Here is a 13,887-nt window from a genome sequence, read left to right on the forward strand (position 1 = left end):
TGAAGGCGTACCATGACAGTCTCCCCCATCGATCCCGTCAAACTGGAAAAGCTGGCCGAAGTGGCTATCAAGGTCGGGCTGCAATTGCAGAAGGATCAGGATCTGGTCATCACCGCACCGCTGGCCGCGCTGCCGCTGGTGCGATTTTTGACCAAGCATGCCTATATGGCTGGCGGTGGTCTGGTGACGGCTTTTTACTCCGATGAGGAAACGACGCTCGCCCGTTACAACCATGCCAGCGACGCCAATTTCGACCGGGCGTCCGGCTGGCTCTATGAAGGCATGGCGAAAGCCTATACCAATGGCGCTGCCCGCCTTGCGATTTCAGGCGACAACCCGATGCTGCTGGCGGATGCGGACCCGGCCAAGGTGGCGCGGGCCAACAAGGCCAACTCCACCGCCTACAAGCCAGCTCTTGAGAAGATTTCCAACTTCGACATCAACTGGAACATCATTTCCTATCCGAACCCTTCTTGGGCAAAACAGGTGTTCCCCGGCATTCCCGAAGACGAAGCTGTGAAAAAGCTGGCGGATGCGATTTTCGCGGCATCGCGTGTGGATCTTGCCGATCCGGTTGCGGCCTGGGCTGAGCACAACGCCAATCTCGCCAAGCGCTCCTCGTGGTTGAACGGCGAGCGCTTTGCCTCGCTGCATTTTACCGGCCCCGGCACGGATGTGACGATTGGTCTTGCGGACAATCACGAATGGCATGGCGGCGCGTCCATGGCAAAGAATGGCGTGACCTGCAACCCCAACATTCCAACCGAAGAAGTCTTCACCACGCCGCATGCGCTGCGGGTGAACGGATATGTGTCCAGCACCAAGCCGCTGTCGCATCAGGGCACGTTGATTGACGATATCAGGGTGACATTTGAGGAAGGTCGCATTGTGGAAGCCAAGGCTTCCAAGGGTGAGGCCGTGCTGAATAAGGTTCTGGACACGGATGAAGGTGCGCGACGCCTGGGCGAAGTGGCGCTGGTGCCGCATTCCTCGCCGATCTCGGCCAGCGGCATTCTGTTCTACAACACGCTGTTTGACGAAAATGCGTCCTGCCATATCGCGCTTGGCCAATGCTATTCCAAATGCTTTATCGATGGCGCGACGCTGACGCAGGATCAGATCAAGGCACAGGGCGGCAATTCCAGCCTGATCCACATCGACTGGATGATCGGCTCCGACAAGGTCGATATTGACGGTGTCAGAGCCGATGGCTTGAAGGTGCCAGTCATGCGCAAGGGCGAATGGGCCTGAGCATTCAGCGCGGTGCCTGACTTTTCTGGCTGAGCCAGACGCTCGATAGCACCATGATGAAGCCAGCGATCTGCGCTGGCGCGAGGTTTTGACCCAGCGCCAGCCAGCCCAGAAGCGTTGCCGTGACCGGGCTGAGGAAGCCCAACGATGCCGCCGCCGATGGCTCGATGCGCGGCAGACCTCTGAACCACAGAAGGTATGTGAAGGCAGCTCCGATCAAACCGAGATAGGCCAGACCCAGCACGTTCTCCGCGCTCAGTTCGGGCAAGGCCGGCTCGAAAAACAACGCCACCGGCACGAGCAAAAGACCACCTGCTGCCAGTTGCCAGGCGGTGAAGGTGAGGTTTGAGACCGGCGGCTGCCATTTGCGCGTCAAAACCGTGCCGAAGGCCATCGACACGGCACCTGCAAAAGCTGCCGCGACGCCTAAGGGATCCAGCGCCGCCTGAGGCGTCAAAACCAGACATGCGACACCAGCGATGCCGATGATACCGGCCAATACGGTCAGCGTGCGAATGGGGCGCGCCAGATAGATCCGTGAAAGCGCGATGACGATCAATGGCTGCACGGCACCAACGGTGGCCGCCACACCGCCCGGCAGGCGGTAAGCTGCCATGAAGAGCATGACCCAGAAAAACGCGAAGTTCAGCGCGCCGAGAACAAACACCCGGCCCCACCAGATGCCATCCGGCAGCCTGCGCACAAGAAGCAGCATGAGCAACCCGGCGGGCAGCGCACGCAGCATGGCCACGTGCATGGGATATCCCTGCGGAAGAAATTGCGTCGTGACGTAATAGGTACTGCCCCAGATGGCTGGAGCAATTGCGGTCATGGCGATATCAATGGTGTGGCTAAATTTTTTCTTCATTTCAAGATTCTCGACTTCAAGATAAATCGACACTATGCCATTTTATCTTGACGTCAAGATATCCAATGATATTTCTAATCCATGAGTGAAGCGCCCCCACCTGACCATGTCGACAAGATTCTCGCCCAATGGAAAAGGGAGCGACCTGACCTTGATGTTGCACCGATGGGTCTTATCGGCCGACTGCACAGGCTGACGACCCATTTTGGCCGCGAGATCGAGGTCGTGCTGATGCAACATGGATTATCGATATCCGCGTTCGATGTGATGGCCACCTTGCGGCGGGCGGGCGCGCCCTACCAGCTCTCGCCCGGCGAGTTGCTGGCCATGACCATGGTCAGTTCCGGCACCATGACAAACCGTATCGACCAGTTGGAAAAGGCAGGGCTTGTGCAGCGGATCAACAATCCGCAGGACCGCCGTAGCGTGCTGATTGCCTTGACCGACAAGGGATTTGCCATTGTCGATGAGGCCGTGACGGCACATGTTGCAAACCAGCATGCACTGCTTGCGGAAGTGAGCGAGAACGACCGGGTCGAATTTGACCGGCTGCTCAGGTTGTTTTTAGCAAGGATCGAGTGAGAGGCGATGGGTTTCAACCCAAAGAGCTGAACCAACCTTCGCTCTCACACTTAAAACAGAGTCCCCTGATCGACAGGACCTGATGAACCTGGTTTGGCAGGCTTCTTCTTCGGCGCTGGAGGAGTGCCTTCTGCGGGTGGGGTATCGGAACCACCGGCTACGGCAGATACGCGACCATCGGCAAACTCCATCGATACCACAGCGCCTGAAACAACGGAGGCGGCGCGGGTGAGCGGGCGGTTGTCCTCATCGAGGATGACGGCATAGCCGCGTTTCAGCACATTCTTGTATGACAGGGATTGCAGAATGCGATCATGGGCGGCGATGCCGGCGCGGTTTTGCGACATGCGATTGAGCACGGCGGTATCGGCCCGGCGGGTGGCACCGGCCACCTTTTCTTTCTGGCGATCCAGTTGGCCCAGAAGGCGCGCGGGAAGAGCGCGCAAGGAGGAGTCCGACGACGACACGCGTGATTGCGCCTGCAGCAGGCGGCGTTCGACCAAAGCTTCGGCGCGCTGCATCCGCTCCTGAATGCGCTGACGCTGCTGCTGGATGCCATGCCCCAGCACGTCTGGTCGCAGACCGGAGGCGGTCCGCTCAAAACTGCGGCGCTTGTTGAGCGTGTTCAGTTCCAGCCCGCGACCAAGACCGGAGGCTGCCTCATCAAACCGGCGACGGGGCAAAGCGAGCAATTGATCCAGCGAGGGAATGGCGCGCACCAGCGCTCTTACGCCCTGACGACGATTGTCCATCTGGCGCGACATGGAGCCGGAAAGACGGGCAGACAGACCCGCCAGTTGCGCCTCCAGATCTGCCCGCACCGGCACGGCCATTTCGGCAGCGCCGGTTGGCGTGGGCGCGCGCACATCGGCAGCGTGGTCGATCAGCGTCGTGTCGGTCTCATGCCCGACAGCCGAGATGAGCGGTATCTCGCTTTCGGCGGCTGCACGCACGACGATCTCATCGTTGAAACTCCAGAGATCTTCCAGACTGCCGCCGCCACGGGCCACGATCAACACATCAGGGCGGGGAATAGAGCCGCCGACCTCTAGCGCGTTAAAACCTCTGATGGCGTTGGCCACCTCTTCGCCCGACCCCTCGCCCTGCACCTTGACCGGCCAGACCAGCACATGCACGGGGAAACGGTCGGAGATACGGTGGAGAATATCGCGGATGACGGCACCTGTCGGCGAGGTGACGACGCCGATAACCCTTGGCATGTAAGGCAGGCGGCGTTTGCGGGCCTGATCGAACAGGCCCTCCGCTGCCAGCTTGCGGCGGCGCTCTTCCAGCAGCGCCATGAGTGCACCAGCACCCGCAGGCTCCAGGCTTTCAATGACGATCTGGTATTTGGAGGAGCCGGGGAAGGTGGTGATCTTGCCGGTGGCGATGACCTCCATGCCCTCTTCCGGGCGGAATTTGAGCTTGGAGAAGCTGCCTTTCCAGATGACGGCATCAATGCGCGCCCGGTCATCCTTCAGGGAGAAATAGGCATGGCCGGACGTGTGCTGGCCGCGATAACCGGAGATTTCACCGCGCACCCGCACCTGATCAAAGGCGGTTTCCACCGTTCGCTTGATGGAGCCGGAAAGCTCCGAAACAGAAAATTCTGCGAGATTGGTGAGAGGCTGGCTGAAAATATCGCTCATGCCCGTTTCTAACCCATGAGCCGCGATTCGCAAATCGACTTGATGACGCCGATTTGACAATTTCACGACGAATAAATTTCACAAATTTGTAACAATCTGGTATTTTAGCAATTGGACGTGCATGAATGGAGGAGAATAAGGGTTTTTGAGGATGACGGTGCCTTTCCTCAAGCCCTCTGGAGGAGGAGCGGCATCATGGTATTTATTCTTGGAATCTGTCTCGGCGTAGCTGCGCTTGCTCTGCGCTCGATGACTGTAATTGCAGCGACTGGCACGTTGATTGCCATCGCATTTGGTGTCGCCGCACTTGTTTCTGCGTCAGGCGTGCACATCATAACGCTGCTCATTGCGCTTGCTGGTTACAACGTTGGCATTGGAGGTGCCATCGGCGTATTCATGGCTTTGCGTGGATTGCGTACAGCTTAAAAGGCTTCTGCGCGTCGCCCTGCTCCTATAGTGTCTGTTTCAACGATTTGAGACGGGGCCATGACGCATGAGCATGCTGACATTCATTCTGATGAACGCTGCGTTCATGGCGATTGACGGCGCCATGACGTTTGTGATCTCGAATGCCACGGAGCTTTCTATCGCAAAGGCTCGTCTCATGAGCGGTACGATCACGCTTGTTGTGATTGGCTTATCGGTGGCCAAGCTTGTGCGAGTGAGCGCCTCAAGCGATAGCCCGAGCCGCACGCTGGCTGCCATCATCAGCGGGCTGGCCAGCGGTCTGAGTTGCGGGCTTTTCATCCTCATCCTCAGCCGAAACCCAATGTTGCAATGGCCGGCTGCCTTCGCCGCCAGCGCATTTGCGAGCCTGATCTTCGCTTCCCTTGCCTACAGGCGAGCGCAGAGGCGTTAGACCGTTTCCCATCCATCCTTTTCAGCGGCGCGGTAGATGGCATCGATGAAGAGCTGGCTGTTTTTGGAGCTTTCGAGCGACACGACCTCAGCATCTGCGCCACTTGCGGCGGCGGCGAAGGCTTCAATTTCGCGGCGATACTGGCGGCTGTCCTGAAAACGGAAAATCTGGGACTGGCCATGGCTCTGGTTGGTAAGTTCAACCTCCTCGGCACCCCAACGATCTGCGTTGAAGGGCGATTTTACCTCGATATAGCCTTCCGTGCCGTGCAGAACCATGAGCTGACGGGCGGCGAGCTGGGTCGAGATATAGAAGCTGAGTTCGAAATCACCAAAATCCGCCTTCACGCTGGAATAGATATCCGTGCCGAAGACCGGGTCGCGCTCGACCACCGCCTGTACACGCTTCGGCTCCTTGCCGGTGACAAAGCGTGTGGTAATGGTTGGGTAAACGCCGATATCCGGCAATGCGCCGCCGCCGAGTTCCGGAATGTTGCGCATATTGGCCGGATCACGGTTGAAATAGGTGAAGGACCCCTGGACGTGCTTGAGCGTGCCGATGGCACCGGAAGCGAGCAGTTCCCGCACCTTCAGCCACACGGGCGTGTAGGTCACCATGTAGGCTTCCGAGATCAGCACCTTGTTGCGGTCCCGGGCGGCAATCAGGCTGTCGATTTCGTCTGCCTTCAGCGCTATCGGCTTTTCGCACAGCACATGCTTGCCTGCATCTGCCGCCTTGATGGACCACTCCACATGCTGCGCGGTTGGCAGCGGAATATAGACGGCATCGATAAGGTCGGATGCCAGCATGTCCTCATAGGAACCGAAGGCGTGAGGCACGGAGAAACGGTCTGCCAATGCCCGCGCCTTAGTGATATCGCGGCTGGCGATGGCGGTAACAACGGCATTTTCCGCATCCTGAATAGCGGGAATGACCAACTCCCGACCAATCTTCGCCGTCGACAAAATTCCAAAACGCAGCATACAAACCTCCACAATGTTGGGCGGCACCTTATCACGCTCTGATCCGCGTGCAACATGTCCACGCGCCATGAACCATCATGGCTGAATATGTCCGTTCTTCGGCGCTGTCGTTTCTTTCGGCTTTCTATTGGAGGCTCAATACTGTAATTCCAAAAAATCGGAGATACATGAAATGTCCCATGCAAAGACAGCGCTTCTGGTGATCGATGTGCAGCAGTCCTTTCGGCACGCCCCTTATTTCGATGAAAGCGGCCTGCCCGCCTTTCTCGCTGCCCAGCAAAAGCTGATCGATGGCGCGCAGGCCGCAGGCATTCCCATCATCCAGATTTTCCACGTCGATGGTGACCGCGCCTTTGCTGAGGAGAGCGGCTTCATCCGCGCGCTTGATGGCATCACGATCAACCCGACAGCGACGTTTCGCAAGAACCGGCATTCGGCCTTTGTTGGCACGGAGCTTGATGCATGGCTGACGAGCCACGGCATCAAGCGGTTGATCGTGTCAGGCATTCGCACCGAGCAATGTTGCGAAACCACCACGCGCCACGGCTCCGATATGGGCTATGCGGTTGATTTCGTGACCGAGGCGACGCTGACATTTCCGATGACGCATGCGTCTGGCACGGTGTTTTCGGCAGCGGATATCGCCAAGCGCACGGAACTGGTTCTCGCTGGCCGTTTCGCCCGCATCACCACTGTCGACGGTGCCTTGCTGGCGCAACAAGACGCCGCATGATGACCGGCAACACCACGCAGACAAAGGTCATACCGGTTTTCGTGGTGCTGCCCGCACAGACGCTGTTGCTGGATGTCGCGGGACCGCTGGAGGTTCTGCGATATGCCAATGACCAACAGAGTGCTGTCCGGTTCGATTTCACCTATGTGGCAGCAAACCCGACCCAGACAACGACCATCGGGCTGCTGCTGTCAGGGCTCCAACCCTTGCCGGAAAGCCTGCCTGAAGAGGCCATGGTCATCATCGCAGGCGGATCGCTACTGGAAACCGTGCAGGGCAGTCCACGGCCGGAGCGGCGTTCTCTGGCGGACTGGCTGCGGCGATGCGTGCGAAGCGATACCACAGTCGTTTCCATCTGCTCGGGCGCGCTGATTGCCGCCGAAGCAGGGCTTTTCGATCATCGCCACTGCACCACCCATGCCGACTGCATGGATGAATTGCGGCGGATTGCGCCGCTGGCCTATGCGGTGAGCAACCGATTGTTCGTGGAGGACGGGCGCTGCTTTTCCAGTGCTGGCATAACCACCGGCATCGACCTTCTGCTGCACATCGTCTCGGGGCTAACCAGCCCGGCCATCGCCTCCCGCGTTGCCCAGATCATGGTTATCTATATCAGACGGACCGCCAATGATCCGCAAATCTCTCCTTGGCTGTCAGGCCGAAACCACATCCACCCTTCCGTTCACCGGGCGCAGGATGCCATCGTTGCCAACCCCGCCGCCGAGTGGTCGCTGGGGAAACTTGCCGATGTGGCCCATTTGAGCGAGCGCCATCTCTCCCGGCTTTTTCGCGAGCATACAGGGCTGAGTGTGGTGGACTATATCAACCTGATGCGCGTCAATCTCGCGGCTGATATCCTGACGCATTCCCGGCTGGACATGGAGGCTGTGGCGGAACGATCCGGCTTTGCATCTGCCCGCCATCTTCGTCGTGTCTGGCAGCAGCACCATGCGCAACCGCCCAGTTCTTTCCGAACGCTTTCGTCCTGATCGTCCTTTTCATCACAGGCGCGAGGGACAGGCATCAACGAAATTCAATGGTTATGCCGTGGGCCGCTTGATAGTGTCGAGCCGATTATAAAAGCAAAGGGAGTATTGTCCGTGGAGAAACGTGCGCTTGGCCGAACCGGCCTTTCCATCGCCCCCATCGTGTTTGGCGGAAACGTGTTTGGCTGGACTGCGGATGAAAAGACCTCGTTTCAGTTGCTGGACGCCTTCTTCGACGCAGGCTTCAACACCGTCGACACAGCGGATGTCTACTCCGCATGGGTGCCGGGGCATGAGGGTGGCGAATCCGAGACCATTATCGGCAAATGGCTGAAAACAGGCAGCGTTGCTCGCGACAAGGCGATCATTGTTTCCAAGGTCGGCTATGACAAGGGCCTCAAGCCGCAATGGATTGAGCAAGCCGTCGAGGCATCGCTGCGCCGTCTGCAGACTGACTACATCGACCTTTATCTGGCGCATAAGCCGGATGCCGAGACACCGATTGAAGACACGCTGGCCGCTTTCACAAAGCTGAAAGAGCAAGGCAAGGTGCGCGCCATCGGCTGCTCCAATTATGATGCACCGGAGTTGCAGCAAGCACTGGATGTTTCGGCCAAAACGGGGCTTGCCTGCTTTGATGTCGTGCAGCCGGAATACAATCTCTACACCCGCGAGAGATTCGAGGGACCGCTGGCGGACCTTTCGCTGAAGGAAGATATCGGCGTCATCAATTATTACAGCCTTGCGGCTGGCTTTCTGACCGGCAAATACCGCAGCAAAGCCGACACGGAAGGTGTCGCGCGATCCTATCGCGTGGGTGATTACGTCAATGCGCGTGGCCTTGAGATTTTGGGTGCCATGGACACCATCGCGGCGCAAACAGGGGCAAAGCTTGCCGATATTGCGCTGGCCTGGCTGTTGCGCAAACAGGCCGTCACTGCGCCCATCGCAAGCGCCACCAGCCTTTCGCAACTGGAGAGCTTCAAGCGCGCCACGGAATTGAAACTGACCGACGACATGGTCGCCCTTCTCGACAAGGCAGGTGCATGATGAAGCCAGAGATTCGTAACGCACGCCCAGAAGACAAGGCGGATTGGCTGAAACTGTGGAAGGACTATCTTGCCTTCTATAGTGTCGATCTTGCCGATGACGTGACAGACCACACATGGGCGCGCATTGTTGACCCCGCTTCGCGCGTGTCTGCGCGCCTTGCCATTGTGGATGGGCAAGTGGCCGGTTTTGCCATCCATCACTTCCATGATTCCACCTGGGTCAAGACACCGGACTGCTATCTGGAAGACCTGTTCATCGACAGCAGCATACGCGGCAAAGGCATAGGCCGGGCGCTGCTCGACGATCTCATTGCCATCTGCCGGGACAAGGGCTGGTCACGCCTCTATTGGCACACCAATGAAGACAATGAGCGCGCGCGCAAGCTCTATGACAGCTATGTCGAAAGCGATGGCCACATTCGCTACCGCATCAAGTTCTGACGCGGAAGAAATCCACGAAAGCCCTCAACGCCGGTCGCATTTGCTGGCGTGAGGGATAATAGATGTAAAAGCCGTCAAAGGGCGCGCACCAGTCTTCCAGCACCGGGATCAGACGGCGCTCTCTGATATCGTCTTCGATGCGCTGCTCGAACACGAAGGCCAGCCCCGCACCATCAATGGCTGCCGAGCGGATGAGGCTTTGATCGGAGAGGATCAACGGACCCTGAACATCCACCACCAGCGGCTTGCGATCCTTCTCCGGCTCCCAGCGATAGATGAGCCCGCTTGAAAAGCGGCGGCGAATGCAGCGATGCTGCATGAGATCGCGCGGATGCTGCGGTATCGGGTGATGTTCAAAATAGGATGGTGAGCCGACAATGGCACCGCATAACGGGCCGCTGGCGCGGACCGCAATCATATCCGCTTCCAGATTCTCACCCAGCCGCAAACCGGCATCGAAGCCTTTTGCCACAATATCCTCGAAGCGATCATCGGTGGAGATTTCCAGCGCAATATCCGGATAGCGGCTGAGAAATTCCCCAAGCCTTGGCACAATGATATCTTCCGCCGCCAGCCGTGGCATGGTGATGCGCAACGGCCCGGCGGCGCGTCCGCCCTGTTCAGCCAGTGCGCCAATGACGGCATCGATATTGGCAAGCGCAGGCGCCAGCGTTTCAAGCAGCCTGCGGCCCTCTTCGGTGGGCGAAACGCTGCGTGTGGTGCGGTGAAGCAGGCGCAAGCCGAGGCTGAGCTCCAGCGATGACACGGCATGGCTGACAGCGGACGGCGCAATGCCCAGCTCTGCCGCAGCCTTGCGGAAGCTCAGACCTTCGGCCACGGCGGCAAGAACTGCCAGTTGTGAGAGTTGAACGCGGTTCATTGGTCGAAATGATAGAACAAGCTGGGGTGAATTACAGCAGTTATTTTGGCCTTCATGAGACGCTATCTTACAGCATGCCCTTGATGACAAGGTGGCTCCCTAGGGAAGGACATTCCAATGCAAAACAGAATTCTCGGCAAAGATCTCACCGTTTCCGCCCTCGGGCTTGGCTGCATGGGCATGAGCCATGCCTATAGCCCATCTGCGGATGAGAGCGCATCGATTGCGACGCTTCACCGGGCGGTGGAACTGGGCGTCACATTCTTCGATACGGCGGAGGTTTATGGCCCCCACACCAATGAGGTGCTGGTTGGCAAGGGCCTGAAGCCGCTGCGTGACAAGGTGACCATAGCCACCAAATTCGGTTTCAAGATCGATACCAGCAAGTCTGGCAGGCAGATGATGGAGGGAACCGACAGCACGCCGAAAAATGTGCACGCGGTTGCCGACGCCTCGCTCAAGCGACTGGGCGTCGATGTGATCGATCTGTTCTACCAGCACCGGGTTGACCCCAATGTGCCCATCGAAGACACGGTCGGCGCAATGGCGGAACTCGTTCAGGCTGGCAAGGTGCGATATCTGGGGCTTTCTGAAGCCAATGCCGGAACGATCCGCAAGGCGCATGCCACCCACCCCATCACCGCACTTCAGAGCGAATATTCACTGTGGACGCGCGACGTCGAGACCAATGGCGTGCTGGATACCTGCCGCGAACTGGGGATTGGCTTTGTGCCGTTCAGCCCGCTCGGTCGCGGGGCGCTCACCGGCGCGTTGAAGAAGCTCGATGGCCTTTCCGACACCGACTTCCGCCGCTCCCTGCCCCGCTTTCAGGCGGAAAATTTCGATGCCAATCTGGCGCTCGTCACACTGCTGGAAGACATGGCGGCAGAGAAGAGCGTGACGGCAGCCCAACTGGCGCTCGCCTGGGTGTTGGCGCAGGGTGATTTCATCGTGCCTATTCCCGGCACCACAAAAATTGCCAATCTGGAAACGAATGTCGCGGCTGCGAATATTGTTCTGAGTGCCGATGACGCCGCGAAGCTGGGCGACCTGCTGTCTCCCACCAAGGTGGCGGGCAGGCGCTACCCCGAGCAGATGGCGGCGATGGCGAACCGTTAAAACACAAAGGCCGGGGAAGCATTTTCCCCGGCCTTTTGAGTTCAAGCACTATCCGTCAATCAGGCGCGCAAAACACCGCCTGTCGATTTTTCGACATTGCCGACGATCTTGGCCGTCAGCGCTTCAAAATCCTCATCGGTCAGGGTCTTATCGACCGGCTGGATCTGCACTTCGATGGCGATGGACTTCTTGTTTTCGCCAACGGACGCGCCTTCGAACACGTCGAACACATTGACGCCGGTGACGAGTTTGCGGTCAGCACTGGTCGCGGCCTTGATGATGGCACCGGCTTCGACCGAGCGATCCACCACGAATGCGAAATCGCGCTTTACGGTCTGGAAGGGTGAGAGGTCCAGAGCAGGCTTGGTGCGGGTGGCCTTCTTCTTCGGTTCCGGCATGGCGTCGAGATAGATCTCGAAACCGCAGTAAACGCCTGACACATCCAGCTCCGAGAGCGTCTTCGGATGGAATTCGCCGAATGTGCCGAGGATGACCTTTGGTCCCATCTTGATCGTACCGGAGCGACCGGGGTGATACCAGCCGGGTGCGCCCGCTTCGATCTGCACATTGCTCATGGGCAGGCCACAGGCTTCGATGACCGCCAGCGCATCGGCCTTGGCATCGTAGACATCGACAGGCTTGCCACCGCCCTTGGCGGCGTTGGACCACATGCGACCGGAACCGGCAAGCGTTGCGGTGCCCCGGCGAATGCCGCCAGCCACGCGACGCTGGCCTTCCGGCGTGTCGCTTTCATAGGTGCCGGAAACCTCAAAGATTGCCACATCCGCATGGCCCTTGTCGGCATTGCGCTGTGCGGCGGTCAACAGTCCGGGCAGAAGTGATGGCCGCATATCCGACATGTCGGCAGCAATGGGGTTGGCCAGCTTGAGTGCTGCCGAACCACCACCGAAGAGCTTGGCCTGGGCTTCCGGAATGAACGACCATGTGACGGCTTCCAGCATGCCACGGCTGGCCAGCGCCCGGCGTGCCGTGCGCGTGCGGATCTGCAGCGTCGTCAGAATACGACCATTGACCGCGCCGAAGCTTTCCAGCGGTTCAGGCTTGATCTTATCGACGCCATGAATGCGCATGACCTCTTCCACCAGATCGGCCTTGCCATCCACATCGGGACGCCAAGAAGGAACAGACACGCTGACGCGCTCGCCCGATCCTTCGATGCCAAAACCCAGACCCTTGAGAATATGGAGGCTTTCTTCGCTCGAGATTTCAAGACCCGTCAGGCGCTTGACGTCCGACAATGGGAAATCCACGAACTTTGGTTCAAAGCCCTTATAGCCGACGATCTTGGCTTCTGCTGCGGTACCGCCGCACAGCTCCAGAACCAGTTCCGTCGTGCGCTCAAGGCCCGGCACCATATATTCAGGGTCAATGCCGCGCTCAAAGCGGTAACGCGCATCAGTAATGATACCCAGCGCACGGCCTGATTTGGCGATGTTGATCGGGTCCCAGAGAGCGGACTCGATCAGGACATCCGTGGTGTTTTCATCGCAGCCGGAATGCTCGCCGCCCATGATGCCGCCGATGGATTCGATACCGTTATCATCGGCAATGACGACGTTGTTGGGCCCAAGCTTATATTCGCGCTGGTCCAGCGCAAGGATGGTTTCACCGTCCTTGGCGCGACGTACGACGAGGTTGCCCTTGACCTTGGCCGCATCGAAGACGTGCATCGGACGACCCTGATCGAAGGTCATGTAATTGGTGATATCGACCAGTGAGTTGATCGGGCGAAGGCCAATCGCGAGAAGACGCTGCTGCATCCATTTCGGGCTTGGGCCGTTCTTCACGCCGCGCACGAGGCGCAGGCTGAAGCCGGGGCAAAGTGCGGCGTCATCTAGATCGAGCATCACATCAACGGAGGTCTGACCTTCGACCTTGAAGCCAGGTGCAGGCTTTGTCTTCAGCGTGCCGAGACCGGAAGCCGCGAGATCGCGCGCAATGCCGTAGATCGACGTGCAATCCGGCCGGTTTGGCGTGAGGTTGATCTCGATCATGGGATCATCAAGACCGGCATAGGTCGCGAAAGACGTGCCAACAGGCGCATCATCCGGCAGATCGATAATGCCATCGTGGCTATCGGACATATTGAGCTCTTTTTCCGAGCACATCATGCCATGGCTTTCAACACCGCGGATCTTGCCGATTGCGAGCGTCACATCGATGCCCGGAACATAGTCACCCGGGCGCGCAAGCGCACCGACAAGACCAGCACGCGCATTCGGCGCACCGCAGACGATCTGCACCGGCTTGCCGTCGCCCGCATCTACGCTCAGCACCTTGAGGCGATCAGCTTCCGGGTGCTTTTCAGCGCTCAAGATTTTGGCAATGACGAAGGGCTTGTAAGCTGCCTTGTCATCGACATCCTCGACCTCAAGACCGATGGCCGTCAGGCGTTCGCAGATCTGTTCAAGAGACGCATCGGTTTCGAGATGCTCTTTCAGCCAGGAGAGTGTGAATTTCATC

General features: G+C 58.6%; 14 protein-coding genes. 9 read left to right on the forward strand and 5 right to left on the reverse strand.

The genetic code is table 11. The features are described from left to right. Nucleotides 1-12 precede the first annotated feature (12 nt). Entirely contained in the window at nucleotides 13-1,251 is a 1,239-nt protein-coding gene (locus IFT53_RS03850; RefSeq protein ID WP_192063279.1) for an aminopeptidase, read from the forward strand. 4 nt (nucleotides 1,252-1,255) lie between these two features. Here the strand turns inward: IFT53_RS03850 and IFT53_RS03855 are convergent, their stop codons facing one another. Next, entirely contained in the window at nucleotides 1,256-2,119 is an 864-nt protein-coding gene (locus IFT53_RS03855) for an EamA family transporter (protein ID WP_192063278.1), read from the reverse strand. An 81-nt stretch (nucleotides 2,120-2,200) separates the two neighbouring features. On the opposite strand from IFT53_RS03855, the gene IFT53_RS03860 reads away from it, so the two are divergent. Next, the gene (locus IFT53_RS03860; protein WP_192063277.1) at nucleotides 2,201-2,701 is read left to right on the forward strand and encodes a MarR family winged helix-turn-helix transcriptional regulator; all 501 of its coding nucleotides are present in this window, start codon (nucleotides 2,201-2,203) and stop codon (nucleotides 2,699-2,701) included. Between the two features lie 50 nt (nucleotides 2,702-2,751). Here IFT53_RS03860 and xseA read toward each other — a convergent pair whose 3' ends face one another. Beyond that, complete coding sequence (gene xseA, locus IFT53_RS03865) at nucleotides 2,752-4,350, reverse strand: exodeoxyribonuclease VII large subunit (protein ID WP_192063276.1); 1,599 nt, start codon at nucleotides 4,348-4,350, stop codon at nucleotides 2,752-2,754. Between the two features lie 195 nt (nucleotides 4,351-4,545). Between xseA and IFT53_RS03870 the strand changes: the two genes are divergently transcribed. Further along, entirely contained in the window at nucleotides 4,546-4,776 is a 231-nt protein-coding gene (locus IFT53_RS03870) for a hypothetical protein (protein WP_192063275.1), read from the forward strand. 67 nt (nucleotides 4,777-4,843) lie between these two features. Then, the gene (locus tag IFT53_RS03875; protein ID WP_192063274.1) at nucleotides 4,844-5,209 is read left to right on the forward strand and encodes a hypothetical protein; all 366 of its coding nucleotides are present in this window, start codon (nucleotides 4,844-4,846) and stop codon (nucleotides 5,207-5,209) included. On the opposite strand, the gene IFT53_RS03880 is transcribed toward IFT53_RS03875, so the two are convergent. Next, the gene (locus IFT53_RS03880) at nucleotides 5,206-6,192 is read right to left on the reverse strand and encodes a Gfo/Idh/MocA family protein (RefSeq protein ID WP_192063273.1); all 987 of its coding nucleotides are present in this window, start codon (nucleotides 6,190-6,192) and stop codon (nucleotides 5,206-5,208) included. The genes IFT53_RS03875 and IFT53_RS03880 overlap by 4 nt on opposite strands. A gap of 172 nt (nucleotides 6,193-6,364) precedes the next feature. Here IFT53_RS03880 and IFT53_RS03885 point away from each other — a divergent pair, with 172 nt between their 5' ends. From IFT53_RS03885 to IFT53_RS03900, 4 genes are all read left to right on the forward strand, one after another. Next, nucleotides 6,365-6,925, forward strand: coding sequence for an isochorismatase family protein (locus IFT53_RS03885; protein WP_192063272.1), 561 nt, complete (start codon nucleotides 6,365-6,367; stop codon nucleotides 6,923-6,925). Then, nucleotides 6,922-7,914 carry a GlxA family transcriptional regulator gene (locus IFT53_RS03890; protein WP_192063271.1) on the forward strand — a complete coding sequence of 331 codons (993 nt, stop codon included), beginning with the start codon at nucleotides 6,922-6,924 and terminating at the stop codon, nucleotides 7,912-7,914. Before IFT53_RS03885 ends, IFT53_RS03890 begins: the two co-directional genes overlap by 4 nt. A gap of 111 nt (nucleotides 7,915-8,025) precedes the next feature. Continuing rightward, a complete protein-coding gene (locus IFT53_RS03895) occupies nucleotides 8,026-8,961 on the forward strand; it encodes an aldo/keto reductase (RefSeq protein ID WP_192063270.1) in 936 nt (311 codons plus the stop codon). After that, complete coding sequence (locus IFT53_RS03900; protein ID WP_192063829.1) at nucleotides 8,961-9,404, forward strand: GNAT family N-acetyltransferase; 444 nt, start codon at nucleotides 8,961-8,963, stop codon at nucleotides 9,402-9,404. Before IFT53_RS03895 ends, IFT53_RS03900 begins: the two co-directional genes overlap by 1 nt. Here the strand turns inward: IFT53_RS03900 and IFT53_RS03905 are convergent. Then, complete coding sequence (locus IFT53_RS03905) at nucleotides 9,394-10,284, reverse strand: LysR family transcriptional regulator (RefSeq protein ID WP_192063269.1); 891 nt, start codon at nucleotides 10,282-10,284, stop codon at nucleotides 9,394-9,396. The two genes, IFT53_RS03900 and IFT53_RS03905, sit on opposite strands and share 11 nt — an antisense overlap. A 117-nt stretch (nucleotides 10,285-10,401) precedes the next feature. On the opposite strand from IFT53_RS03905, the gene IFT53_RS03910 reads away from it, so the two are divergent. Continuing rightward, complete coding sequence (locus tag IFT53_RS03910) at nucleotides 10,402-11,403, forward strand: aldo/keto reductase (protein ID WP_192063268.1); 1,002 nt, start codon at nucleotides 10,402-10,404, stop codon at nucleotides 11,401-11,403. Between the two features lie 59 nt (nucleotides 11,404-11,462). Here IFT53_RS03910 and pheT read toward each other — a convergent pair whose 3' ends face one another. Continuing rightward, nucleotides 11,463-13,886, reverse strand: coding sequence for a phenylalanine--tRNA ligase subunit beta (pheT, locus tag IFT53_RS03915; protein WP_192063267.1), 2,424 nt, complete (start codon nucleotides 13,884-13,886; stop codon nucleotides 11,463-11,465). Nucleotide 13,887 lies beyond the last annotated feature (1 nt).

The sequence above is a fragment of the Rhizobium sp. CFBP 13644 genome (assembly GCF_014842165.1).
GTDB classification, from domain to species: domain Bacteria; phylum Pseudomonadota; class Alphaproteobacteria; order Rhizobiales; family Rhizobiaceae; genus Agrobacterium; species Agrobacterium tumefaciens_C.